Annotated in this window: 23 protein-coding genes; 12 read left to right on the forward strand and 11 right to left on the reverse strand. The window is 65.5% G+C overall.

From position 1 onward, the window contains the following. The first annotated feature begins 8 nt into the window (after nucleotides 1-8). From H7J86_RS08985 to H7J86_RS33580, 3 genes are read left to right on the forward strand one after another with little or no spacing between them, the layout of a single operon-like run. Nucleotides 9-1,166 carry a methionine adenosyltransferase domain-containing protein gene (locus H7J86_RS08985; protein WP_267290485.1) on the forward strand — a complete coding sequence of 386 codons (1,158 nt, stop codon included), beginning with the start codon at nucleotides 9-11 and terminating at the stop codon, nucleotides 1,164-1,166. Beyond that, nucleotides 1,166-1,852, forward strand: a complete 687-nt coding sequence (locus H7J86_RS08990; protein WP_267290486.1) for a class I SAM-dependent methyltransferase — start codon at nucleotides 1,166-1,168, stop codon at nucleotides 1,850-1,852. The genes H7J86_RS08985 and H7J86_RS08990 overlap by 1 nt, the downstream gene beginning before the upstream one ends. Nucleotides 1,853-1,894: 42 nt before the next feature. Further along, nucleotides 1,895-2,494, forward strand: coding sequence for a YqcI/YcgG family protein (locus H7J86_RS33580; RefSeq protein WP_372517247.1), 600 nt, complete (start codon nucleotides 1,895-1,897; stop codon nucleotides 2,492-2,494). Between the two features lie 149 nt (nucleotides 2,495-2,643). Here the strand turns inward: H7J86_RS33580 and rimI are convergent, their stop codons facing one another. From rimI to H7J86_RS09015, 5 genes are all read right to left on the reverse strand, one after another. Then, nucleotides 2,644-3,093: a ribosomal protein S18-alanine N-acetyltransferase gene (rimI, locus tag H7J86_RS08995; RefSeq protein WP_267290487.1), complete on the reverse strand. Its 450-nt coding sequence runs from the start codon at nucleotides 3,091-3,093 to the stop codon at nucleotides 2,644-2,646. A 171-nt stretch (nucleotides 3,094-3,264) separates the two neighbouring features. Beyond that, the gene (locus H7J86_RS09000) at nucleotides 3,265-4,383 is read right to left on the reverse strand and encodes an alpha/beta fold hydrolase (protein ID WP_090363135.1); all 1,119 of its coding nucleotides are present in this window, start codon (nucleotides 4,381-4,383) and stop codon (nucleotides 3,265-3,267) included. Between the two features lie 5 nt (nucleotides 4,384-4,388). Then, nucleotides 4,389-5,543 carry an alanine racemase gene (gene alr / locus H7J86_RS09005; protein ID WP_372517234.1) on the reverse strand — a complete coding sequence of 385 codons (1,155 nt, stop codon included), beginning with the start codon at nucleotides 5,541-5,543 and terminating at the stop codon, nucleotides 4,389-4,391. Nucleotides 5,544-5,628: 85 nt separating this feature from the next. Continuing rightward, entirely contained in the window at nucleotides 5,629-7,020 is a 1,392-nt protein-coding gene (gad, locus tag H7J86_RS09010; RefSeq protein WP_090363133.1) for a glutamate decarboxylase, read from the reverse strand. 12 nt (nucleotides 7,021-7,032) lie between these two features. After that, nucleotides 7,033-8,442, reverse strand: a complete 1,410-nt coding sequence (locus H7J86_RS09015) for an NAD(P)H-hydrate dehydratase (RefSeq protein WP_267290489.1) — start codon at nucleotides 8,440-8,442, stop codon at nucleotides 7,033-7,035. Between the two features lie 158 nt (nucleotides 8,443-8,600). Between H7J86_RS09015 and H7J86_RS09020 the strand changes: the two genes are divergently transcribed. After that, nucleotides 8,601-8,975, forward strand: a complete 375-nt coding sequence (locus H7J86_RS09020; protein WP_187098398.1) for a hypothetical protein — start codon at nucleotides 8,601-8,603, stop codon at nucleotides 8,973-8,975. A 19-nt stretch (nucleotides 8,976-8,994) separates the two neighbouring features. On the opposite strand, the gene H7J86_RS09025 is transcribed toward H7J86_RS09020, so the two are convergent. After that, nucleotides 8,995-10,083, reverse strand: coding sequence for a zinc-dependent dehydrogenase (locus tag H7J86_RS09025; RefSeq protein WP_090363129.1), 1,089 nt, complete (start codon nucleotides 10,081-10,083; stop codon nucleotides 8,995-8,997). Nucleotides 10,084-10,274: 191 nt separating this feature from the next. Here H7J86_RS09025 and H7J86_RS09030 point away from each other — a divergent pair, with 191 nt between their 5' ends. Further along, entirely contained in the window at nucleotides 10,275-12,257 is a 1,983-nt protein-coding gene (locus H7J86_RS09030; RefSeq protein WP_267290490.1) for a PTS mannitol transporter subunit IICBA, read from the forward strand. 61 nt (nucleotides 12,258-12,318) lie between these two features. Next, entirely contained in the window at nucleotides 12,319-13,077 is a 759-nt protein-coding gene (locus H7J86_RS09035; protein WP_090363352.1) for a DeoR/GlpR family DNA-binding transcription regulator, read from the forward strand. A gap of 18 nt (nucleotides 13,078-13,095) precedes the next feature. Here H7J86_RS09035 and H7J86_RS09040 read toward each other — a convergent pair whose 3' ends face one another. Then, the gene (locus H7J86_RS09040; RefSeq protein WP_267290491.1) at nucleotides 13,096-13,995 is read right to left on the reverse strand and encodes an alpha/beta fold hydrolase; all 900 of its coding nucleotides are present in this window, start codon (nucleotides 13,993-13,995) and stop codon (nucleotides 13,096-13,098) included. A 13-nt stretch (nucleotides 13,996-14,008) separates the two neighbouring features. Beyond that, entirely contained in the window at nucleotides 14,009-15,877 is a 1,869-nt protein-coding gene (gene glmS / locus H7J86_RS09045) for a glutamine--fructose-6-phosphate transaminase (isomerizing) (RefSeq protein WP_267290492.1), read from the reverse strand. A 101-nt stretch (nucleotides 15,878-15,978) separates the two neighbouring features. Here glmS and H7J86_RS09050 point away from each other — a divergent pair, with 101 nt between their 5' ends. The 3 genes from H7J86_RS09050 (at nucleotide 15,979) to H7J86_RS09060 (ending at nucleotide 19,481) form a co-directional block, all read left to right on the forward strand. Continuing rightward, complete coding sequence (locus H7J86_RS09050) at nucleotides 15,979-16,821, forward strand: dienelactone hydrolase family protein (RefSeq protein ID WP_267290493.1); 843 nt, start codon at nucleotides 15,979-15,981, stop codon at nucleotides 16,819-16,821. Nucleotides 16,822-16,871: 50 nt separating this feature from the next. After that, nucleotides 16,872-17,912: an LLM class F420-dependent oxidoreductase gene (locus tag H7J86_RS09055; protein ID WP_267290494.1), complete on the forward strand. Its 1,041-nt coding sequence runs from the start codon at nucleotides 16,872-16,874 to the stop codon at nucleotides 17,910-17,912. Between the two features lie 219 nt (nucleotides 17,913-18,131). Next, nucleotides 18,132-19,481: a DEAD/DEAH box helicase gene (locus H7J86_RS09060; RefSeq protein ID WP_267290495.1), complete on the forward strand. Its 1,350-nt coding sequence runs from the start codon at nucleotides 18,132-18,134 to the stop codon at nucleotides 19,479-19,481. Between the two features lie 122 nt (nucleotides 19,482-19,603). On the opposite strand, the gene H7J86_RS09065 is transcribed toward H7J86_RS09060, so the two are convergent. Beyond that, on the reverse strand, nucleotides 19,604-20,215 hold the full coding sequence (locus H7J86_RS09065) for a TetR/AcrR family transcriptional regulator (protein ID WP_267290496.1): 612 nt from the start codon (nucleotides 20,213-20,215) through the stop codon (nucleotides 19,604-19,606). A 473-nt stretch (nucleotides 20,216-20,688) separates the two neighbouring features. On the opposite strand from H7J86_RS09065, the gene H7J86_RS09070 reads away from it, so the two are divergent. Continuing rightward, entirely contained in the window at nucleotides 20,689-20,862 is a 174-nt protein-coding gene (locus H7J86_RS09070) for a hypothetical protein (RefSeq protein WP_267290497.1), read from the forward strand. 66 nt (nucleotides 20,863-20,928) lie between these two features. Here the strand turns inward: H7J86_RS09070 and H7J86_RS09075 are convergent, their stop codons facing one another. Further along, nucleotides 20,929-21,582 carry a TetR family transcriptional regulator gene (locus tag H7J86_RS09075; RefSeq protein WP_187098391.1) on the reverse strand — a complete coding sequence of 218 codons (654 nt, stop codon included), beginning with the start codon at nucleotides 21,580-21,582 and terminating at the stop codon, nucleotides 20,929-20,931. A gap of 105 nt (nucleotides 21,583-21,687) precedes the next feature. Continuing rightward, nucleotides 21,688-23,241 carry an aldehyde dehydrogenase family protein gene (locus tag H7J86_RS09080; RefSeq protein WP_267290498.1) on the reverse strand — a complete coding sequence of 518 codons (1,554 nt, stop codon included), beginning with the start codon at nucleotides 23,239-23,241 and terminating at the stop codon, nucleotides 21,688-21,690. A gap of 147 nt (nucleotides 23,242-23,388) precedes the next feature. Here H7J86_RS09080 and H7J86_RS09085 point away from each other — a divergent pair, with 147 nt between their 5' ends. Both H7J86_RS09085 and H7J86_RS09090 read left to right on the forward strand, forming a co-directional pair. Then, nucleotides 23,389-23,583, forward strand: coding sequence for a ferredoxin (locus H7J86_RS09085; RefSeq protein ID WP_187098389.1), 195 nt, complete (start codon nucleotides 23,389-23,391; stop codon nucleotides 23,581-23,583). Nucleotides 23,584-23,600: 17 nt separating this feature from the next. Beyond that, nucleotides 23,601-25,202, forward strand: a complete 1,602-nt coding sequence (locus H7J86_RS09090) for an FAD-dependent oxidoreductase (RefSeq protein ID WP_187098388.1) — start codon at nucleotides 23,601-23,603, stop codon at nucleotides 25,200-25,202. Nucleotides 25,203-25,432 lie beyond the last annotated feature (230 nt).

Here is a 25,432-nt window from a genome sequence, read left to right on the forward strand (position 1 = left end):
GGGTAGAGTTGGATACTTCAACACGGACGAGTGAACAGGTGCGTGCGGGCCATCCCGACAAGTTGTGTGACCAAATAGCAGACGCGATCCTGGACAGGTTTCTGGACGTCGCCAGAGCGAATGGTGTGAGCGCGGAACACGCCCGGCGGCAGCGCGCAGGGATTGAGGTCCTTGCAAAGGACAATACAGTGGTCCTCGCCGGTGAGGTGCGACTACTCGACGGTGTAGTTCCCGAAATTGACTATGAGAAGATAGTTGGCGGGATCTTTCAGAAAGTCGGCTATGACAGCTCTACCATAAGCGTGGTGAACCTTATTGGCATGCAGCAACCTGAGCTTCAGGCTAGTTCAGACCGCCAGGGCGCCGGCGACCAAGGCGTAATGATCGGCTATGCCACGTCGGAGACATCGGAGCAAGTTCCACTTGAGCATAAGCTCGCAACAGAGATATGTCGCATGCTCGACAGTAAGTTAGGCACACCAGACTTTGAATGGCTCCGTCCCGACGGAAAAGCACAAGTCACGATTGGCCCAAACAACAAGGTAACGAAGATTGTCGTAGGGGCACAGCATGCGGAATCGGTCAACGGATCCGTTGACCCCATGGAAATACAAGATTTCGTAAAGGCCTTCGTACTAGAACACATTCTGTTGCCGACTTTGGGCGAAAAAGCTCTGGCAGCTTCGATCGTCGTCAACGGCACAGGGTCGTTCGCGATCGGAGGACCAACTGGCGATGCTGGCGTCTGCGGACGAAAGATCGTCTGCGATGCCTACGGTCCAAGAATTCCGGTAGGTGGCGGAGCCTTTAGCGGGAAAGACCCTACAAAGGTAGACCGCACTGGAGCGTATATGGCTCGATACGTCGCGAGGAGCGCCTTAGAAGCCCACGGAGATGCGTCATCCGTAACGGTGCGGATCGCTTTCGCTATCGGAAACCATCATCCGGAGATGGTTTCAGCGACTGACTCAAATGGACGGGACCTAAGCGGGTGGGTAACCCGGTCCTTTCCCGACCTATCGCCCATGGCGATGCAGGAGATTCTCGACCTTTGGAGGCTTCGGGATGACAGTTGGTCATACCTCGAATGCGCTCGCTACGGGCACTTTGGGCGCTCCCATTTTCCCTGGGAACGTTCCATACTTCTAGGAAGTCCCGCCGTCTAGTGACCCCTATCGAAATCGAGGCCGATAGTTGGGAATCTGGTTGCGAGTTCGACGACGTTCGTAATCATTTCGTTATACCTGAGCTCACAAGTTATCTGCAGGCGGGCGGCATACGAAGAATCGCTGACATCGGATGCGGAACTGGGTACATCAGTCGTGCACTTACGAACATCCGCATTGCCGACGGTCCGGCTGAATGGCTGCTCCTCGATCGAGATCCACGAATCCTCGAGTTTGCGCGCGATAGATTTCCCGCTGTGCGCGCAGAATTTGTTGCTGCCGACCTGCAGCGGTTCCTTGGGTCGTGGAGGTCAGCTCCCTACGATTTGGCTTTCTGCGCCTATACTTTACTTGAGGTCGTACAATTAGAGGCGTTCGCTGATTCGCTTAAGTTGTTGGTCCCGGGCGGATATATAGTGCTCTTCGTTCCGGATCCGCTTGACGACATCCTTCGTCACCACGAGCAATATCAATTCCCTCTTGACAACTTGCTGTTACGAGAAGACCATCATCTCGTAAAGTTGGATCCATTTACCAACCGGCAACAGACGTTTATCGCCCGTCAGGTAATCCGTTATGTCGAGGTATTCATCGACGAATCGACATCTCTTTCAGCCGTATCGAGCTATCGGAGTCGCGGAGGGACGCGACACTACATGCTTTCGTTTTCACGATACGCGATATAGAAGGGCGCGGCGATCCAATTGAGTACCGAGTTCCGCACGCTCATGAATGTAACAAAATGCCCATTCGCGAAAAATGCGTCAGTCGTATTCGGGCCAACCTGGAACCGACGCTGCAGCTTTAAAGGTAACGTAGCGCGGCACGCGGTTGAGCTGCGAAGATTCTCGCGAGTTTTAGAGCGGGATAGGCTGCATGGGTTCGTCGTTAAGGTAGGCATGCGGCACCGCAACCCTTCGTTTGAAGGCGTGCGGCGAACGTTTCGCGAGTATCTTCGCGCACTGGCGGAGACTGATTTGTCGTGCAAAGAGTCCATGGAAGCCAACCTGCTTTCTCCTGATTGGCAATTCACTCATTCCGATACTCGATACTTCCTCAACGTGTTCGCAAGCTGCTACAACCCTCCCCATTCGAAGTACATTCCCACTCGCTACGGATTTTATATATTCTTCCAGCCTGAACGCTCATTTGATTTCTGCGGCCGCGCCTCGCTCGAGGAGGTGAAATACCACATTCGGACCGCTTTTGCGAGAGCAAACATGCCCTACAACGGAGATTTGATAGATAGGCGCATTGAATCATTCCTATACATGTTCCCACTGCAACCTTTTGACTCGCCGGTACGTTGGTGGAGTAACTGCGAATGAACTCCATCGACATAGTCGTTCAGCAGCGTTGTTCTATATGGCCTTCTGCCAGAAGAATGCTGGCAGGCGGCGACTACCCAAGCAATATGCAGAACAAGGGACTGCCACTCCACGTTGTACCGAATTCCAAATCCCTAAGGGGTTGGACGTTATTTTTGGTCCCGTTTCATTGTGTATGCATCAGCACCGCTGACTTTGTAGTACCGCTTGCGTAGTCCCACAGTAATGAATCCAACGCTCTCGTAAAGGTTGATTGCCGCGTCATTGTCGGTACGGACCTCTAGAAACACTACTCCCCGGCCAGCGAACCTTAGCAAATCCTCGAGCAGCAATCGACCGACTCCACGCCCCTGATACTCCGGATCCACGCCGATGGTATGCACCTCATGTTCGAACGGAGGTACTCGGCCCAGCCGGGCGATTCCCGCATAACCCACCAACTGGCCATCATCGCGTGCCGCCACGTAGTGCTGGTGTTTGGCTTCCAATGCCTGTAAAAAGGCCGACGGCGGCCACGGATCGTCGCCAGCGAACAACCGCGCTTCAAGCTCGGCGCAGCGGTCTGCATCTAGCAAAGTTAGTGCGTTGATCTCTGTCACATCCGAACCCATCCACATAGCGAATTGGCATCGCGGAAGCACCCAAGCAGCAGCGTGGACGCCTCGCACCCAGTGGCCGATTGATTGGGATCGGCCACAGCCGATTCAGTCGATCGCCCCCTGTTCCATCGCAAAATCGCGATATGGGTGTCCTCGGTTCCGCTTTCCCGCTCAACCATGATGGCGGGCTCGTTCTTTCAAGCGCCGGGTCAATGCGACCAGCTTGGACGGGGTGGCCCGTTCGACAAGTCGCACCAATGCGTCATCGATCACTTCGGGCTGTTCCAACTGCACCAGGTGCCCGGCACCTTCGACGATCACCAGTTCCGATTTCGGCAGGGCCACCGCCATCTCCCGCGAGTACTCCATCGGGGTGAGCAGATCATGGTCACCGCACGCGATGAGCGTCGGCACCTTCGCCAACGTCTTCAGCCCGGCCGTCTCGTCGTGGACTTCGAGTGCGTGCAGGAATCCCACCATCGTCGTCACCGGGGTCTCATGCATCATCTTCTCCGAGAACGCCACCACACTGCGGCTGACCTTCTCGTCGCCGTAGGAGGCGGCGCGCAGCACCGGGCCGATGATCGACCGGGTGGCGCCGCGGCCGTGGTTGACCGCATTCGGCGCGTACCGGACGGCGAATCGGGCCGCCTCCAAGGCCGGGTTCCGCAGGATCTCCCCGAGCGGTGATCGCGAAACACCCTCCGCGGCAGAGGCGATCATCGCCGCACCCACGATCCGGTTCGGGTAGCTCTTCGGGAACTGGCGGGCGTGCGAGAGGACCGTCATCCCACCCATCGAGTGCCCGACCAGGACGACGGGACCGCGTGGAACCGTCACCGCCAGCACCGCTTCCAGATCCTGGCCCAGCTGCGGAACAGTGAAGGTGTCCGGCGGGGCGTCCCCGGACATGCCATGGCCGCGCTGGTCGTAGAACACCATCCGCACCTGGTCGCCCCATTGTTCGGCCAGGCGGGCCCGCTGGAAATGGAACGCGCCCATGCGCAGACAGAACCCGTGCGAGAACACCACCGTCAGGCGCGCATCGCGCGGCCCGACCTCGCGCACCGCCAGCGGCACCCCGTCGGGTGTGGTGACGATGACGCTGCGATCGGCACCGAGCAGTTCGAAATCCTCGTCCCGATAAGGGTCCTCATCGGCGATGCGGTGTGCGACCGATCTGGCCACGGATACCCCGGCGCCGGCTCCCACCGCGACCAGTCCCGCGAGCCCGGCCAGCCAGGGTGTCTTGCCCCGGCCGTGGTGCGGCCGAGTCTCGTCGTCGGTCACCGGTGTCAGCCCGCCTCGCCCTTGTAGACGCGAGTGACCCGGCCGCGCGGGCTGGTGACCACCTCGTAGTTGATGGTGCCCAGCAGGTCGGCCCAGTCCTGGGCGGTGGGTTCACCGCTGTCTCCGGGGCCGAACAGGATCGCCTCGTCGCCGACTGTCACACCGTGGCGCCCGGGGCCGAGGTCGACCACGAACTGGTCCATACAGATCCGGCCCACATTCGGCCGGCGCCGACCGTTGATGAGCACTTCCAGACGTCCGCTCAGCGGCCGGTACACGCCATCGGCGTACCCGATCGGCAGCAGCGCCAAGGTGGTGTCGTGGGGTGCCACCCAGGTGTGCCCATAGGACACACCCTCCCCGGCCTGAACGGAACGGAGCAGGGCGACAGGGCATTTCAGTGTCATCGCGGGCCGCAGACCCACATCCCCGAGTTCGGGGATGGGGCTCTGCCCGTAGAGCGCGATACCGGGCCGGATCATGTCGTAGGCCAGGTCGTGACGGGTCATCGCCGCGGGCGAGCTGCACAGGTGCGCGATCTCGAAATCCACCCCGGCCGCGCGGGCCGCGGCACGCATCTCATCGAATCGGCGGACCTGCCGGTCGGTGGCCGCCGGGTGCGCCGGGTCGTCACCGTTGGCCAGATGGCTCATGATCCCGCGCAGCCGCAGCGCCTCCTCGGCCGCGCCACGGCGCAACGCCGCCAGCGCCTCAGGCAGGTCCGCGGCAGCGACACCATTGCGGGTCATGCCGGTGTCGACCTTGAGCGTGACCGCAGCCGTGACGCCGGTCCGCCGCGCCGCCTCGACGAGATCGTCGATCTGAGCCGTCGAGGACACCGCGATCTGCACGTTCTCGGCCACCGCGGGCCCGAAATCGGTACCGGGTGCGTGCAGCCAGGCCAGGATCGGCGCGGTGATGCCGTCCCGGCGCAGGGCGAGCGCCTCGTCGACGGACGCGACCCCGAGTTCCCCGGCTCCCGCGGCCAGTGCGGCACGAGCCACCGGCGTCGCGCCATGGCTGTAGCCGTCGGCTTTGACCACGGCCATCACGGTGGCGGACCCGGCGTGATCGCGAAGCACACCCACGTTGTGGGCCACCGCATCGAGATCGATGAGGGCCTGCGCGCCGAGAACATCAGTTGTCTGCATCAGCACCATTTTCTCATGCCCGCGAACGTCGGCTTGTTTGCGCGGAAGGCTCGAGACCTCCATCACATGCCGGCGTACCGCGGGCCGGCGTCACTCAGTGCGTGAACGGCTGCACGAGGTCGAAATGCCCACCCGGTTTCAACTCATCCAGGCTCTTCAGCACCGTGATGGTGTCCTCCTTCAGCGCCCGGGCCAGGTCGGCGGAGAATCCCTCCCTGACCACCACCCGCAGCACCGTCACGTCTTCGGCGCCCTCGGGCATCGTGTACGCCGGCACCTGCCAACCGTAGGCACGCAGTGCATGCGACACGTCGAACTCGGTGTAGCCCGGGTCGCCCTTGAGCCGGAAGCTGATCACCGGGATGGCCGAGCCGTCGGTGATCACCTCGAAGTGTTCGCTGTTGCGCAGCTGGTCACCGAGCCACCGGGCGGTCTGCGACAGACATTGCATGACCTGGGTGTATCCGGCCCGGCCCAACCGCAGGAAGTTGTAGTACTGGCCGACGACCTGATTGCCCGGGCGGGAGAAGTTCAGCGTGAAGGTGGGCATGTCGCCGCCGAGGTAGTTGACCCGGAACACCAGGTCCTCGGGCAGGTGCTCGGCGCTGCGCCACACCACGAAGCCGATGCCGGGGTAGGTCAGCCCGTACTTGTGCCCGCTGACATTGATCGACACCACCCGCGGCAACCGGAAATCCCACTGCAGGTCCGGATGCAGGAACGGGACCACGAATCCGCCGCTGGCGGCATCGACGTGGACCGGCACGTCTGGGCCGCCGTCCGCGGCCAGCTTGTCCAGCGCCGCGCAGATCTCGGCGATCGGCTCCAGTTCACCGGTGAAGGTGGTGCCCAGGATGCCGACGACGCCGATGGTGTCCTCGTCGACGGCCGCGACGACCTGCTCGGGGGTGATGACGTAGCGGTCCTCGGCCATCGGCAGGTAGCGAGGTTCGACATCGAAGTACCGGCAGAACTTCTCCCAGACCACCTGGACGTTGGAGCCCAGGACGAGGTTGGGAGTGCGGCCCTTCCAGGCTCCCTTGCCGGCTCCGACCTTCTCCCGCCAGCGCCATTTGAGGGCCAGCCCGGCCAGCATGACGGCCTCGCTGGAACCGATGGTCGACACCCCGATCGCGGTGGACGGGTCGTCGTCGCGCAGGTCCTCGGCGTGGAACAGATCGGCCACCATGGACACACAGCGCGCCTCGATGGCCGCGGTGGCCGGATATTCGTCCTTGTCGATCATGTTCTTGTCGAAGGTCTCGGCCATCAGCTTGTCGGCCTCGGGTTCCATCCACGTGGTGACGAAGGTGGCGAGATTCAGCCGGGAACTGCCGTCGAGCATCAGCTCATCGTGGATGAAGCGATAGGCCGCCTGGGAGTCCATCGAGTCGTCGGGCAGCCGCAGCGCCGGCACGGGGTCGGTGGACAGCCGACCCGTGTAGGCGGGGGTGATCGACGGTCCGGGCTGGTGCCGCAGTGGCATGTGTTGTCCCTTCTAGAGTTTCGCGACGGATGAACGAAGGTGAGCCAGAATTCCCTCGGCCGAGATCGGCACCGGACGCGGCCCCGGATCGGCGGCCGCCAAGCCCGCGGCGCGGGCGTGCGCGAACGCCGCCATGGCGGCTGCCTCGATCGGCGGCAGCCCGGAGGCGAGCAGCGCGCCGACCACACCGGAGAGCACATCGCCGGATCCCGCGGTGGCGGCCCAGGATTCACCGGCCGGGTTGAGGTAGGTGGTGTCCCCGTCGGTGATGACGGTGACGTTGCCCTTGAGGAGCACCGTGGCCCCGAGCCGGGCGGCCAGCTCTTGTGCCGCACCGACCCGGTCCGGGCCGACCGGATGCCCGGCCAGTCGCTGATACTCGCCGGCGTGCGGCGTGAGAACCGTAGGCGCGGTGCGGGTTTGCACCAACTCGGGCTGGGCGGCCAACAACGTCAACGCATCGGCATCGACGAGGACCGGCAGATCGGCGGCCAACGCGAACCGCAATGTCGCGGCGGCAGATTCGTCGGTGCCCAGCCCGGGCCCGACGGACCAGGCCTGCACCCGTCCGGCGGCGTCGGGTCGGGGGGCGACCACCACTTCGGGCCAGCGGGTCACGACATCGGCAGCGGCACTGCCGGCATACCGGACCATTCCTGAGGTCGCGGCCACTGCCGCGCCGGTGCACAGGATCGCCGCACCCGGGTAGGTGGCCGAGCCGGCGAGTACCCCGGTGACGCCCTGGCTGTACTTGTCATCGTGCGGGCCGGGCAGCGGCCACCGGGCGGCGACATCGGCCGCCTCCAAACCGCGCACCGCACTGGGCGGCAGCTCCAGTCCGATGTCGACGAGTTCCACGCGCCCACAATCCCCCAGCGCGTGCACGGGTTTGAGGCCACCGAAGGTGACGGTCAGTGCCGCGCGGACATGCGGCCCGTCGGCGACCCCGGTGTGCACGTCGATCCCGCTCGGGATATCGACAGCGACCACCGGTGCGGCACTGGACGCGAACACCGTTGCCGCCTCGGGGCGCAGCGGCCCGCGTCCCGAGATCCCGACGACGCCGTCGATCACCAGATCCGTTGTCGCCGGGATGCCGTCGACGAGTCGGCCGCCCGCCTGCCGGAACGCCGCCAGCGCCTTGGCGTGGGTGTGTTCCGGACTGAGCAGCACCGCCGTCGACGTCACGCCTCTGCGACGCAGGAACGTCGCCGACCAGAGCGCGTCGCCGCCGTTGTCGCCCGAACCGACGACCGCACAGACCTGCCGGCCCGCCACCGCGCCGAAGCGGGTCCGCAGCTCCCCCGCGATGACCGTCGCGAGCCCGTAGGCGGCACGGCGCATCAGGACTCCGTCGGGCAGGGATGCCAGCAATGGCGCCTCGGCGGCCCGGATGGCATCCGCGGTGTAGTAGTGGCGCATCGGCTCCCGTTCTCACGTCGCCGCACCAGGTTACGTGTCGCGGATTGGTCCGACCCGACAATTGACGCCTCCGGGCCGAAACCGAAACGAGGCGCAGTTTCCGGCCCCGCCTCCGGGTGACCTCCAGCCGGTGGTCAGCACGGCTAGAGTGACCGCTCATGAGCTACGGCTATCCGCCGTTTCCACCGCCCCCACCGGTGCCACCACCCCGCTCCGGTGTCGATCTCGCCATCTCCATCACCTTGTTGGTGCTGACCTATGCCGGCGGCGGTGTCGCCGCGTTCCTGGCGGTATTCATGTTGGCCTTCACCGACTACTGCCCGCCGGCGACCTGCAATATCGACGCCGGGGTCACCGCGGTAATGACGGGATTCGGCGTCGCCGTGCTGATCGCCATCGCCGGCACCGTGATCAGCATCGTGCAGATGGTCCGCCGCGCCAAGGCCTGGCCATGGGCGACCGGGACGCTAGTGCTGTGCGGGGTGGCGTGCGGGCTGGGCATGGCCGGGTATATCGCAGCCGTGGGCGGCTGATCAAGCCTGAGCCAGGGACTCAATGCACCCCGGTACCGACGGCGACCGCGCTCGGCTCCACGGTGACCTTGATCGCCTCGCCCTTCTTGACGATGTCGAAGGCTTCGAGCACGTTGTCGATCGGGATGTGCCGGGTGATGAGATCCTTCACGGGTACCTGCCCGGTCGAGATGTACTGCAGGGCACGCTTGTTGTGCTCGGGTGCAGATCCGTTGGCACCGTGGATGTGCAGCTGGCGGTAGTGCACGACGTTGGAGTCGCAGGTGATGGTCGGGTTGGTCTTGGGCAGTCCGCCGAAGAACGAGATCCGGCCGTTGCGCGCGGCCATGGCGATCGCCTGCTCCTGGGTGATATTGGCCGCGGTGGCGGTGATGACGACGTCGGCGCCTCGGCCGCCGGTGAGCTCCATGACCCGGGCCACCACGTCGACCTCGGCAGCGTTGATCGTCTCGTCGGGATGCACCGCATCGGCCGAGATCTTCAGCCGGTGCTCGTTGACATCGACGAGGTAGATCGGGCCGGCGCCGTGCACCCCGCGGGCGATGCGGATGTGCATACAGCCGATCGGACCGGCACCGAAGACCACGACGGTGTCGCCCTCCTCGATACCGAGTAGGTCCTGGGCGTTGATGGCACAGGCGAACGGCTCGGCCGCCGATGCCTCGTCGTATCCCACATTGTCCGGAATGCGATTCAGCCCATCGACTTTGAGCACCTGCCGGGGCACGATCATGTACTCGGCGAAGCCGCCGTCGTACTGGTAGCCCACCGAGGTCTGGTTCTGGCATACCGCCATCCAGCCCTTGCGGCATTCGTGGCATTCACCGCACGGCACGGCCGCGATCACCTGCACCCGGTCACCCACCTGCCAGGTCGCGCCGTAGGTGGCGTTCACCTCGGCACCCACCTCGACGATTTCGCCGGCGACCTCGTGCCCGAGGGTGCGCGGCGGGGTCAGGTTCTGGTGTCCGTTGTGGAAGATCTTCACGTCAGTGCCGCAGGTCGAACAGTTACGCACCCGGATCTTGACCTCATCCGGCCCGCACTGCGGCTCGGGAACGTCTTCGAGGCGGACGTCCTCGGGCGCGTAGTAGCGCAGAGCTTTCATGGCAGGCCTCCTGTGTCCGGCGTTACATGCTGAGCCGACTCTAACCGCAAAACGGTCATAACTCCACATTCTTCTGTGCCCATTTACGCCTGAATGCTTGCACTCATGCCCACTTGTGCGGTTAACTTGGTCTCATGTGACCGGCGTCACCCACTGCCGGCAGCACACTGGAACAAGACGGAGGTCGCACGATGTCCCTGGTCGAAGCCCCCAGCACCCCTGCGGACGGGACGCCGCGCACCGGCGCGCGCGTGCGGGTGCAGAAACTGGGCACCGCGCTGTCGAACATGGTCATGCCCAATATCGGCGCATTCATCGCCTGGGGCCTGATCACCGCACTGTTCATCAAGGCCGGATGGCTGCAGGGCATCTTCCCGGCGCTGCGCAATCCGGACGGCTGGGTCGCCCAGATCGGCGGCTGGGGCAGCTTCGACGGCGCCGGCATCGTCGGCCCGATGATCACCTACCTGCTGCCGGTGCTGATCGGCTTCACCGGTGGCCGGATGGTGCACGGCAACCGCGGCGCCGTGGTGGGGGCGATCGCCACCATGGGTGTGATCACCGGCGCGGACGTCCCGATGTTCATGGGCGCCATGATCATGGGTCCGCTCGGCGGCTGGGCCATGAAGAAACTGGACGCGTTGTGGGACGGCAAGATCCGCCCCGGCTTCGAGATGCTCATCGACAACTTCTCCGCCGGCATCCTCGGCATGGCCCTGGCGATCTTCGGCTTCTTCGGTATCGGGCCGGTCGTCTCGGCGTTCACCCGCGGGGCCGGAAACGTCGTCGACTTCCTGGTCAGCCACGACCTACTGCCGCTCACCTCGATCCTCATCGAACCGGCCAAGGTGCTGTTCCTCAACAACGCGATCAACCACGGCGTGCTCACCCCGCTGGGCACCACGCAGGCCCTGGCGACCGGCAAGTCGGTCCTGTTCCTGCTGGAAGCCAACCCCGGTCCGGGCCTGGGTCTTCTGTTGGCCTTCATGGCATTCGGCAAAGGTGCCGCTCGCGCGTCGGCACCCGGCGCGGCGATCATCCAGTTCTTCGGCGGCATCCACGAGATCTACTTCCCGTACGTCCTGATGAAGCCCAAGCTGATCGCTGCCACCATCCTCGGCGGCATGACCGGCGTCTTCATCAACGTGCTGTTCGGGTCCGGGCTGCGCGCCCCGGCGGCACCCGGCTCGATCATCGCCGTCTACGCCCAGACCGCCAGCGGCAGCTTCCTGGGTGTCACGTTGTCGGTGCTGGGGGCCGCGACCGTGTCCTTCGTCGTCGCCGCTCTGCTGCTCAAGACCGACCGGGCCACCGACGAACCCGATCTGGCCGCGGCCACCGCAGAGATGGAAGCGTTGAAGGGCAAGCGCTCCAGTGTGGCCGCCGCACTGACCGGCGGTATCAACGGCAAGATCACGGCCATCGTGTTCGCCTGCGATGCCGGGATGGGGTCCTCGGCGATGGGCGCCTCGGTGCTGCGCAAGAAGGTCCAGTCGGCCGGCTTTGGCGATGTCAAGGTGACCAATCAGTCCATCGCCAACCTGACCGACACCTACGACGTGGTCGTCACACATCGCGACCTGACCGACCGCGCGAAACTCAAGACCGGCTCAGCCGTCCATATCTCGGTCGACGACTTCATGAACAGCCCACGCTACGACGAGATCGTCGAACTGCTGGAGCAGACCAACGGTGACGCCCCTGCCGGGCCCGCCGCGCAGCAGACCGAGCCCGCAGATACCGCGGAGGACGTGTTCCGGCTCGATTCGATCGTGCTGAACGGCGCGGCGTCCAACGCCGAGGATGCCATCACCGAAGCGGGGCAGCTGCTGGTGGCCGCCGGGGCGGTGGACCCGTCCTATGTGGACGCGATGCACGAACGGGAGAAGTCGGTGTCGACCTATATGGGCAACGGACTGGCCATCCCGCACGGCACCAACGAGGCCAAGGGCGCCATCCGCCAGACCGGCATCTCGTTCGTGCGCTACGCCGACCCGATCGACTGGAACGGCAAGCCGGCCGAGTTCGTGGTCGGGATCGCCGGGGCCGGTAACGATCACATGGCGCTGCTGACCCGGATCGCGCACGTATTCCTGGACAAGGACCAGGTGGCTCGGCTGCGGGAGGCCGGCACGGCCGAGGAGATCCGCGCCGTTCTGAGCGCGAGCAAGTAAGTTCTTCGAAAGCCCTGGCCCGCGGGCCAGGGCTTTCGAACCGCCGATCAGAATGTCAGCCGTGGATTCAGAGACCCGTCAGAGCCGCATCGTCGAATTCGCCCGTACCCGGGGCCGGGTAGAGGTGCTGCCTCTGGCCGAGGAACTCCACGTCGCGTCCGAGACCATCCGTCGCGACCTCAAGGTTCTCGCCGGGCGCCGGCTACTCAAACGGGTGCACGGCGGCGCGGTGCCACTGGAAACCGTCGCGTTCGAATCCACCGTCGAATATCGCAGCCAGGTCGACCTCGCCCAGAAGCACCGGATCGCCGCCGCCGCCGTCGAACTCCTACACGGCTCCGAAACCGTCTATCTGGACGAGGGATTCACACCCCGCCTGATCGCCGAGAAGATCGCCGACCGGGAGCTCACCGTGGTGACCTCCTCGCTGCTTGCGGCCGAGGCGCTGGCGCACAGCGACACGGTCACGGTACTCCTGCTGGGCGGCCGGATGCGGGGCAGAACTCTTGCCACAGTGGATCATTGGGCCGTGGAACGGCTGCGCACCCTGGTGATCGACGTGGCGTATCTCGGCACCAACGGGATCACCGTGGAACACGGCCTCACCACACCGGACCCGGCCGTGGCCGCGGTCAAGCAGACGGCCGTGCACGTCGCCGGGCGCAGGATTCTCGTGGCCGCCCACACGAAGTTCGGGGAGACCAGCTTCTGCCGGTTCGCCGAGGTGTCGGATTTCGAATCCATCGTCACCGGATCAGAACTGCCGACAGCCGAGGCGCACCGATATGAAGCCTTGGGGCCCAGCGTCATTCGCACCTGACACCCGCAGCCGTCGGCCTCAGCCGTCGACACCGTCCCAGAACCGATGTGCCCGCGCGGCGATCTCGTCCGGGAACTCTCCGCTGATGGCATGGGATGCCGACGCCCAGAGTTCGACCTGACCGTGGCGTAGCACTGCCCGCGCGGTGTCGGCCGCCCGTTGTCCTTCGTGGATGACGCTGCGGCCGGCGATCAATGTCAGCACCGGCTTGTCCAACGCACGCAGCTGGGCGTCGGTGAACAAGGTGGGCGCCGGCTGATGGAGCTCGAAGTCGGCGGTCCCGGCGTCGATCAACGCCGCCACCGGGCTGCCGTCGGAGACGTCGGCGCCGCCGGTGATCCAGCGCAGGACGCGACGGCGCAGCCATTGCGGCGTGTGTGGCAGCCCCATCGGGATGAAGGCCACCATGGTGCGAAGCGGGATGGGCGCGAACGTCATCACCGGATCGAGCAGGGCCAGCGAAGCCACCCGTGCGGGATGGTGCAGCGCGTAGTTGACCGCACTCCAACCCCCGAACGAGACCCCCATCAGGTGCACCGAATCCAGGCCCAGCCCGGTGAGCAACTCACCCATCCACCACGCCTGATCGGCTGCGCCGGTCAGCGGCAGCTCTTGGAGTGACAGCCCGGGCTCGCCGAGCAGGTCCACGCAGTAGACGGTCCGGCGAGCCAGCAGACCGGGCAGGTTGGGGGCCCACATCGGGGTCGAGGCATTCCGGCCGGGCAATAACACCACCGGGCGTTCGGCGGGCACACCTGCGACCGCGGTGCAGCCGAATCGGTATGCCCGAACCGTACCGAACGTGGTCGGCACGTCGACGGACTCACCCACCACCGGCAGCGCGGCCATGCCCGCCTCGTACACGGTGAGAAAGTGGGCGCGGGCGGCGGCGCTGCGCCAGCGGCCGACCTCACCCACCGTCAGCCCGCTACTACTCGACCGTCACCGACTTGGCCAGGTTGCGCGGCTTGTCCACGTCATAGCCGCGCGCCTGCGCCACCCCCGCCGCGAACACCTGCATCGGAATCGTCGACAGCAGCGGCTGGTAAAGCGTTGACACTGCCGGCATTTCGATCAGGTGGTCGGCATACGGCGCCACGGTGTCGTCACCCTCCTCGGCGATCACGATGGTCACCGCGCCGCGGGCCTGGATCTCGCGGATATTGCTGAGCAGCTTGGCATGCAGGGTGGCCGAGTTCTTCGGCGACGGCATCACCACGATCACCGGCAGATCGTCCTCGATCAGCGCGATGGGACCGTGCTTGAGCTCACCGGCGGCGAACCCTTCGGCGTGCATGTACGCCAACTCCTTGAGCTTGAGCGCACCCTCCAGCGCCACCGGGTAACCCACGTGCCGGCCGAGGAACAGCACGGCCGAGGACTGCGCGAACCGGCGGGCAAGCTCACGCACCGGTTCCATACAGGTCAGCACCCGGGCAACCTGATCGGCCATCGCCTCAAGGTCGTGGTACTCGCGGGCCACCTCGTCGGGGTACTTGGTTCCCCGCGCTTGCGCAAGGGCAAGTCCGACAAGATAATTCGCGGCCACCTGCGCCAGGAACGTCTTGGTGGACGCCACTCCGATCTCCGGGCCGGCACGCGTGTAGAGCACCGCGTCGGCCTCGCGCGGGATCTGGCTGCCGTTGGTGTTGCAGATGGCCAGCACTTTGGCCTTCTGCTCCTTGGCGTGCCGCACCGCTTCGAGGGTGTCGGCCGTCTCACCCGACTGCGAGATGGCGATCACCAGCGTGCTGCGGTCCAGAACCGGGTCGCGGTACCGGAATTCGCTGGCGAGCTCGACCTCGACCGGCAGCCGGGTCCAGTGTTCGATGGCGTATTTGGCCAGCAGGCCGGAATGGTAGGCAGTACCGCAGGCGACGATGAAGACCTTGTCGACCTCGCGCAGTTCCTGGTCGGACAGGCGCTGCTCGTCGAGCACGATGCGGCCGTCGACGAAATGACCGAGCAGGGTGTCGGCGACCGCGGCGGGCTGCTCGGCGATCTCCTTGAGCATGAAGTAGTCGTAGCCGCCCTTCTCGGCGGCGCTCATGTCCCAGTCGATATGAAACGTGCGGGCACTGGCGGTCTGGTCCTCGCCGGCGAAGTCGGTGACCCGATACCCGTCGGCGGTGATCACGACCGCCTGGTCCTGCCCCAGTTCGACGGCGTCGCGGGTGTGCTCGATGAACGCGGCGACATCGGACCCGACGAACATCTCGCCGTCGCCGACCCCGACCACCAGCGGGGTGGACCGGCGGGCCGCGACGATGGTGCCGGGTTCGTCGGCACTGGCGAACACCAGCGTGAAATGTCCTTCGAGGCGTCGCAGCACCGACAGCACCGAGCCCACGAAGTCCCCGGCGGTGGGGCCCTCGCGGTAGGCGTGGGCGACCAGATGCACGGCCACCTCGGAGTCGGTGTCGCTGGCGAATTCGACGCCGACGGCTTCCAGCTCGGCGCGCAGCGCCGCAAAGTTCTCGATGATGCCGTTGTGCACGACGGCGAACTTGCCGTCTGCGTCCCGGTGCGGATGGGCATTGCGGTCGGTGGGCCGGCCATGGGTGGCCCACCGGGTGTGCCCCATCCCCGTGGTACCGGCGAGCAACGCCGCATCCGTCTCGGCGACGGCTTCCTCCAGATTGGCCAGCCGGCCGGCTCGGCGCCGCACCACCAGACCGCCGTCGCCGTCGAGCAGGGCGACACCCGAGGAGTCATAGCCCCGGTATTCCATCCGCCGCAACGCGTCGACCACGATCCCGCAGGCAGGGCGCCGTCCGACGTAACCGACGATTCCACACATGGTTACCCAGGGTAGTGCAGCGGACGGACTCCCCGTCGCTGCGTTCGCGGCGGCTCGCTCACACGAGACACCGCCGCAGGTGGTTCGGTTAGGGTCAACGGGTGGCCAGGACGAAGAAACTATTCGCTGCGCTGACCCGGCGCGGCCCGCATCGTGTACTCCGCGGCGACCTGGCCTTTGCCGGTCTGCCGGGCGTGGTCTACACCCCTGAATCGGGGCTGGGCCTGCCCGGCCTGGCGTTCGGGCACGACTGGCTGACCGGCGCCGATCGGTATGCGGGCACCCTGGAGCATCTCGCGTCCTGGGGCATCGTGGCGGCGGCACCCGATACCGAGAAGTCCCTGGCCCCGTCCGTGCTCAATGCCGCGTTCGACTTGGGCACCGCGCTGGACATCATCGCCGGGGTGCGCCTGGGACCGGGCAAGATCAGCGTCCATCCGGACAAGCTGGCCGTGGCCGGGCACGGTTTCGGCGGATCCGCGGCGGTGTTCGCCGCGGCCGGTATGCAGGGCAGGCTCAAGGCCGCAGCCGCCCTGTTCCCCGCCGCATCCAGCCCGCCGGCCGAGCAGCCGGCCGCCGGGCTGACGCTGCCCGGGCTGATCCTGCGGGCGCCGTCCGACGGCACCGCCATCCGTTCCAATGCCGACGCGTTGACCGGCGCGTGGCGCACCGCGACGACGCGCACGGTGTCCAAGGCCGAACCCGGCGGGCTCGCGGAGGGTCGGCGCCTGAGCAGGCTGGTCGGCCTGCCCGGTGCCGATCGGGGCACGCAGAAGGCCGTGCGGGCGCTGTTGACCGGCTACCTGCTGTTCGTGCTGGGCGGCGACAAGACCTACCGGGAGTTCGCCGACCCGGAGGTCACGCTGCCCAAGACCACACCGATCGACCCGGAAGCCGCCCCGCCGACGCTGGAGGACAAGGTCGTCGCCCTGCTCAAGGGCTGACAGCCGAACCGTCCAACTCCCAACCAACCGGTTGGTGATATAACTCTGGCATGCGGACAGGGATCTTTCTGGGCTACGCCGGCGGCTTCAAGGAGGCGGCCGAACAGGTCGTGGCACTGGAGCAGGTCGGCATCGACATCGCGCTGGTCGCCGAGGCCTACTCCTACGACGCGATCAGCCAGCTGGGCTACCTGGCCGCCAAGACCTCGACGATCGAGCTGGGCACCGGCGTGGTCCCGATCTACACCCGCACCCCGTCCCTGCTGGCGATGACGGCCGCCGGGGTCGACTACGTCTGCGAGGGACGCTTCCGCCTCGGCATCGGCACGTCCGGGCCGCAGGTAGTCGAAGGCTTCCACGGCGTGCCATTCGATGCACCGCTGGGGCGCACCCGTGAGGTGGTCGAGATCTGCAGGCAGGTGTGGCGGCGCGAGAAGGTCAGCTACGACGGCAGGTACTACCAGCTCCCGTTACCCGCCAGCCGCGGCACGGGACTGAGCAAACCCCTGAAGCTGATCAATCATCCTGTGCGGGAACGTATTCCGATCACCATCGCGGCACTCGGACCACAGAACGTGGCACTCACCGCCGAGATCGCCGAAGGCTGGCAGCCCGTCTTCTACTACCCGGAGAAGGCCGACGAGGTCTGGGGCGAGGCACTGCGCGCTGGTGCCGCCAAACGCGATCCGGCACTGGGCCCGCTCGATGTGATGGTCAGCGCCAGCCTGGCCATCGGCGATGACGTCGAAGACCGCCTGGCGTGGGCGAAACCGCAACTGGCCCTGTACATCGGAGGTATGGGCGCGCGCGGGAAGAACTTCTATCACAATCTGGCCACCCGCTACGGTTACGGCGAGGTCGCCGACCGTATCCAGGACCTCTACCTGGCAGGCAAGAAGGCCGAGGCGATCGCCGCCGTGCCCGACGATCTGGTGCGCCACGTATCCCTGGTCGGGCCAAAGGGATTCGTCAAGGAACGGCTGGCCGCTTATGCCGAGGCCGGCGTGACGACAATCCTGGTACATCCACTGACCGACGATGCCACCGAGGCCGTCGCGTTCGCCGAGGATCTCGTCGCACTGACCGCCTGAGCGGGGCCGGCGCCGCGCCGTCCCACGTGACGCGCGCCTCACAATTGGGCCGGATGCGCCATTGTTGGGTACGCTTTGGTCCAGCGGCATCGTCTGTTCTGCCTTTTGCCGCCTCGCCAGGGCCTCTCTTCGGGCCCTGCTCGATCGTCACACCGAGCGCCGCGGGAACCACCCCGCGCCGGGCAGGACGACCACACTCGACTTTTCTGGAGTTCATTCGTGTCCACGTTTGCCGACCTCGGCTTGCCCGAGGCCGTTGTCACCACCCTTGCCGCCAACGGCATCACCAGCCCCTTCCCCATCCAGTCTGCGACCCTGCCGGATTCCCTGGCCGGTCGCGATGTGCTCGGCCGCGGCCGCACCGGATCGGGTAAGACCTACGCGTTCCTGCTGCCCCTGGTGAGCCGTCTCGCGGCCAACCCGGCGCCGCGGCGCTCCAAGAGTTTCCGCGCACTGGTCCTGGCCCCCACTCGCGAACTGGTCAGCCAGATCGACGCGGCCCTTGCGCCCCTGGCGCAAGCCACCGGCCTGCGGTCGGCCACCATTTTCGGTGGCGTCAGCGCCAACCCGCAGATCGACAAGCTACGCAACGGCATCGATATCGTCATCGCGTGCCCCGGCCGGCTGGAAGACCACGTCAAGTCCGGTCACGCCGACCTGTCCGGCGTGCAGATCACCGTTCTCGACGAGGCCGACCATATGGCCGACCTCGGTTTCCTGCCCCCGGTCAAGCGCCTGCTGGACCGCACCCCGCGCGACGGCCAGCGGCTGCTGTTCTCGGCCACACTCGACAACGGCATCGATGTGCTGGTGGACCGCTACCTGCACGATCCCGTGGTGCACAGTGTCGATTCCGAGCAGTCGCCGGTCGCCGCGATGGCCCACCACGTGCTGCACGTGGACGGGGCGGCACGATTCGACGTGCTCGCCGACCTGGCCGCGTCGCCGGGCCGCACCATCGTGTTCGCCCGTACCAAGTACGGCGCCAAGGGTCTTGCGCGGAAACTCAATTCGCGTGGTGTGCCGGCAGTGGAACTGCACGGCAACCTTTCTCAGAACGCCCGCACCCGGAATCTGGCCGCGTTCTCCGATGGGTCGGCCACGGTCCTCGTGGCCACCGATATCGCCGCCCGCGGTATTCACGTCGACGATGTCAGCCTCGTGGTGCACGCCGATCCGCCGGTCGAGCACAAGGCCTACCTGCACCGGTCCGGGCGCACCGCCCGCGCGGGCAACGACGGCACCGTCGTGACGTTGATGGTCGACGACCAGGTTTCCGATGTTCGCGTGCTGACCCGCAAGGCGGGCATCAAGCCGACCGTCACCAAGTTCAGCGGCGCCTCGCATCCGGTGCTGCAGGAGATCGCCCCGGGCGAGCGGACTTTCACCGGTCCGATCGCGCTGTCCACCCCCGAGCCTGCCGCGACGCGGTCGCCGCAGCAGCCCGGTCGGTCATCCGGCCAACGCCGTCGGCCCAACCGGGCCACGGGCGCCGGTGCCGGCCGCTCCGGCGGGCACAGTGGTACCGGGGGTCGGGCACGCCACGGCAGCGCCGGGCAGCACCGCTAGGCAAGACGCCTCCGGCGGTCACCCCGTCGAACCGACTACGCACCTTCAGCATCGAATGCTGAAGGTGCGTAGTCGTATCAGCTGCGCGCCCGGCCGGCGCGCTCAAAGTCGACGTGGTGTCGTCAGCCATGATCCGGGGTGGCATTGCCGCCACGGGTTCTGCGGTCACGAGGTGGCGCGACCCCCAGGCGGACCAGGTGGATCGCGGTGTCCGCGATCTCCTCGGACGTGATCTGCTCGCGAGGGCGGTACCAGCGAGACACCCAGATGATCATGCCCAGGATCAGCCGCGCGGTGACCGTGGGATCCCCTTCGTCGAGGTATCCGCGTTCCATGTTCGCGCTGACCACACCGACCCACATCTTCTCGAAATGGCGGCTCCACGAACGCCACCGGGTGTACACCTCGGGCGGCAGTCCCGCTCCTCCGAAGAACACCGGCAGGTAGCTGCGCATACTCACCGCGGCATCGGCCTGCAGTCTGATCATCGCCGTCAGTTGTGCACCGGGGTCGGACGAGCCGGCGATGGCGGCCTTGGTGCGCTCAGTCAGTTCCCCGGTGCAGCGTTCGAACAGGATGCCGAGCAGGTCCTCCTTGGTCGGCACCGCCCGGTACAGCGTGGCACGAGAAACACCCAGCTTGTCGGCGGTATCGACGATCGTCACCGCCTCGTACCCGCCCTCGGCGAACAGAGCCGCCACCGCGTCGGCGACCGCGTCACGATCGATCGCCAATCGAGGTCTCCCCCTGGGACGCTTCGACTGTTCGCCGTTCGCGACCTCCGCCACGGATCTCCCCTCACCATGGGACAGTCACTTTCCTTGCCGTGAGTTTAGAGCCTGATCGTCGCATTACGCTGTGACCTGAGCCGGACGGCTGACGATGAGGAACGACTATGGCCTGGAGCAGCCCGATACGACGGCTCGGCGCCAGGACCAACGGCTGCCGCAGCGGCGTCAGCTCGATGTGAAAAGCACGAACCGTTCGGAGTGGCGAACTTCCCACTGAAATCCGCTGGGCTGGTTTCGATCCTGCCGAATCCGCATCCAATCCATCCAGGTGTGTGGTGAGAGCGGCCATCACCGCCGCCAACCCGCCTGCCTTCAACTCGTCTCAGCCATTCGCTGTGCCGGCAGCCGCGGCCACACGCTCGACGTTCGTCCTGGGCATCGAATATGTCAGTGCCCGAAAGGCTTTCGGACATCAGTTGGCTGAGTTAGCGAACATCCGATTCCGGCTGGCTGAATTGTCGGCTGCAACGGCGACCACCACCGCATCCAGTGTGTTCACCGATGCCGGGTTCTTGCGCCTGGCGGCGCAGAAATTCTCCGACCCCAGGACCGCACTCGGCGGCCGGACCAGACTGTGGCGCGGCCGTTGACACCGGCCGCTGAACGAAAATCACAGAGAAGAAGGCATTTACGCTTGTCACCGAGTGGTGACAAGTTCAGGCCGATGCCTCGTCGATCCCGGCCCGGTTCTCGTCTTCGAGAACGACCCCGTACAAGAAACTACGGACCCGTTCGGCGAACATCTCCTTGACCGTCAGTTCATTGGCGGCCAACGCCTCAGCCAGATGCGGGTATTCGGTCGCATCGATGTCGGGGAACAAGGCGTGCCTGCCACGCGGGTTACGCACGGCTTCGGCGAGAACGGCACCGATACAAAGTGTTTCGATCCCGTCGAGAATGCGCACGTGCAGGCGGATCGGAACGCCGGACGCACCCAGGAATCGAGCCGCATCCTCGAAGCTGTTGACAAGCGTCTCGCGAGGCAGGTGTTCGACCAGGATCGGCGCTGCGTTGCGGTGCCGCAGCACCGACTGCCGGAAGTTCAGTGCGAGGGTCACAAAGTACTCCGGCCAGTCCGGTCCGGGCGCACGCCGCGGCTTGATGACAGATTTGCCGGCGACGTGTCGCGCGATCGCGGTGAGGATCTCATTCTTGTCGGAGAAGTGATGATAAAGCGACGGGGCGCGGACACCCATATGACTGGCAAGCCGTGGCAAGCTGAAAGCATCCAACCCCTCGGAGTCGATGATCTCGATGGACGCCTGCACCGCTGCTGCCCTGCTGATCAGCGGTTTGGACGGTCGCGCCATGCCACACTCCCCGATAACCTAATGAGACTCGCTTAGCATACCGCGGCAAAGGTTGGATATGGGCTTTCTTCCCGGCGGGCGAATTCCACAAAGCAGTAGTCGATTTCACCGGCGGCCTCTGAGCCCCAGCCGGCGCCGCCAGTCGTGCGCACCGAGCAGCCGCGCCGCGCGGCCGATCAGACGCGCCTTACCCGGGAGCACCGGATACCAGAGCGGCTCCGACTTCAGCGAAAAGCGCTCTTCCACAACTGATTGCTGACGGCAGTACTTCAGCACGCCGTTGGCGCCGCCGAATCGCGTCCCCAGTCCGGAGTTCTTCCATCCACCCATCGGGATCGGCATCTGAAACGTCGCCACAATCGCATTGTTGACCGAGACCGATCCAGCCTCGATACGTCGTGACAGCCGGTCGGCCGTCTCGCGATCACGGGTCCACAAGCTCGAGCTCAGTCCGTAGTCGGAGTCGTTGGCCAGCGCGATCGCCTCCTCAGCGTCGGCGACACGCATGATCGCCAGTGTGGGCCCGAATGTCTCGTCCCGCATGCACGTCATGGAGTGGTCCACATCGATCAGGACGGTGGGTTCGAAGAAGTTGCCCTCCTCGCTGCGCTCACCCCCGCACAAGATCCTGGCGCCCTTGGCGACCGCATCGTTCACGTGATCGGTCACGATGTCGACCTGGGCAGCCGTCACCATGGCGCCGATATCGCAGGCGAAGCTGCCCGGCGCGTCCATTCCCTGGCGCAGCGCTTTCACCTTGGCCGTCACCAGCGCCACGAATTCGTCGTAGACGGCCGACTCGACATAGACCCGTTCGACTCCCACGCAGGCCTGCCCCGAGTTGGTCATTCCGCCCCACACGGCGGCCCCTGCCGCTCGTTCGATATCGGCGTCGGCGAGCACGATGAACGCGTCCTTGCCGCCGAGCTCCAGACTGCACGGGATCAGCCGCTCGGCGCATCGCACGGCGATAGCTCGGCCGGTCCGGACCGAGCCGGTGAACATGACCATGTCCACCTGGTCGACAACGGCGGCCCCGGCAGCGCCGCCGCCGGTCACGCAGCCGAGGACATGCGGGGCGCCGATCTCCTCGTTCCAGCCGTGCACCGCCTCCGACCAGGCCAGCGGCGTCACCTCCGACGGTTTGCACAGCACCGCCGCACCTGCGACCAGGGCGCCGGCCACATCCATCATCGGTCCGGCCAGCGGACCGTTCCACGGTGTGATCAGTCCGACCAGTTGCTGAGGCCGCACCTGCACCCGCAGCCGGCGTACCGAGTTCGCGGGACCTGCCGGTTTCACCTTGCGGTCGGCGAGGAAACCCTCGGCATTTTTGGTGAAGTAGTTGATGACGTCGATGACGACCGCCATCTCCATCGACGCGTCCGCCCAGGATTTACCTGTTTCCTGTTGCACCAGCGTCAGTATCCGGCGCTCGTTGTCCAACAACCAGTCCAGCCACCTCAGCAGGTGGATGCTGCGTCCGCGAGCACCCAGCGCCTCCCACGCGGGCTGAGCCGAACGCAGCCGGGCGGCCATGGCAGCGACGTCAGCGGGCGCCAGGTCGGGCACTGTGCCGGCCACGCGTCCGTCGGCCGGACAACGTACGACGATCTCGGATCTCGTGTCGAACGCTGGGGCAGTGGTGATTTGGTCCATCGGCGATACTTCCCCTCGGTCAAGGTAGCGCAAATATACCTAAAGTCGTGAGGTTTATACCCCGCGTTGCCCACTATGGACTTCAAAACACCTAAATCCTATAGTTTTAGTGAGCAGTCAACGTCCCTTGAGCCTAGGAAGCGCCACATGAAAATACGACTGGATCGGCCGAAGTGTGCCGGCCACGCCCAGTGCTACGCGGTCGACCCTGACCTCTTCCCGATCGACGACGACGGGTACTCCATTCTGGAACCCCACATCGTCGGCGCAGGCGAGGAACAGGCGATCCGCGATGGCGTGGCGTCCTGCCCCGAACTCGCGCTGATCCTCGACGAGGACTGAGGCGTCGGGCCGCCCACATGAGTTACGTCATCACCCAGAACTGCTGCAAGGACGCCAGCTGCGTTCCGGTGTGTCCGGTCGACTGCATTCGACCGTCCGGCGCGCGCGGCGAGTTCACGGGCACGGAGATGCTTTTCATCGACCCGCAGACCTGCATCGACTGCGGTGCGTGCATGGAGGAATGCCCGGTCGACGCGATCTACTACGACGAGGACCTGCCCGATGAGCTCGCCATCTTCCGCGAGATGAACGCGCGATATTTCGACCAGCATCCGCTCACCGCCGCCGACCAGGTGTCGCCGTCCGATCATCCCGCCGTCAAGCCGGGGGCGCTCCGGGTCGCAGTGGTGGGCGCGGGCCCCGCCGCGTGTTATGCAGTCGCGGCACTGACCCGCACCGCGGGCGTAGAAGTCGACGTCTACGACCGGCTTCCCACTCCCTTCGGCCTGGTGCGCGCCGGGGTCGCGCCTGACCATCAGCACACGAAATCGGTCGTCGACATCTTCAACCGCATGTTCGGTGACAATCGAGTGGCCTGCCATTTCAACATTCAGATCGGACGGGATCTCACACATCTCGACCTGATGGCACACCACCACGCGGTGATCTATGCCGTCGGCGCTTCCTACAGTCGCGAGCTGGGGATCCCGGGCGAGCGGTTACCGGGGAACCGGCCGGCCGCCGATTTCGTCGGCTGGTACAACGGGCATCCCGACCATGCCGGACACGAGTTCGATCTGTCGACCGAGCGGGTCGTGGTCGTGGGCAACGGCAATGTCGCTCTCGACGCGGCCCGAGTCCTGCTCATGGACACCTCCTCGCTGGCCGTCACGGACATCGCCCAGCATGCTCTGGATGCGTTGTCGGACAGCTTGATACGCGAGGTCGTCATCCTTGGGCGGCGCGGCGCCCGGCACGGGGCGTACTCGGTCGGCGAGTTCGCGGCGCTAGAGCACCTTCCGGGCGTCGACGTGGTCATCGACACCGACGATCTCGCCGGTCTGCCGGATGATGACGTGGAGACCACCCTGAAACTCGAGATCGCCCGTGGTTACGCACAGCGGGCGGCCACACCCGGCAATAAGCGCATCGTCTTCCGGTTCCACACCACGCCAGTGGAGATCACCGGGACCGACCGAGTCGAGGGGTTACGAGTGGGCCTGGCCGACGGTGCGACCGAGGTGCTGGACACGCCGCTGATCCTGCGTTCGATCGGTTATCGCGGAACACCAAGTCCCGGCTTGCCGTTCGACGAGGACAGCGGCGTGATACCCAACGACCGGGGGCGGGTGGTCGACGCCGGCGGCGAACCGGTCGAAGGCGTGTATGTGACCGGCTGGATCAAGCGTGGACCGCGAGGCGTGATCGGCACCAACCGCACCTGTGCCGAGGAGACCGTCCAGGGTCTTTGGCAGGACTTCGACGGGGGACGACTCAGTCGCCAGGTGGGCGATCGCGAAGCATTGCGACGGGTCTTGGCCGATCGCGGCGCAGACCCTGTCGACTGGAAGGGCTGGCGTGCCATCGACGCCGAAGAGCGGCGCCGCGGCAATGCCGCGAAACGGCCACGAATCAAGTTTGTAGACATCGCGGAGATGCTCGCCGCGGCACGCGGATAACTAGGCCTGAACAGGAATAACAACCGATGAATGCGTCATATGACACTTCTTGATTGACGTCTCATACCTATAGGCGTAAGGTTTTTTGTACCGGTGGCGCGGGTCACAGGCCACAAGCCGAGTACCGATTGCCGCCGATGACGTGAGGCGAGCCCGAAGGAGGGTCGATGACACTCCGGTCCGCCAGTGCACGCCCTCGCCGGTCACATTCACCGCACAGAAGTAAAGGC

This window comes from Mycobacterium hackensackense, from assembly GCF_025822555.1.
Taxonomy (GTDB): Bacteria; Actinomycetota; Actinomycetes; order Mycobacteriales; family Mycobacteriaceae; genus Mycobacterium; species Mycobacterium fluoranthenivorans.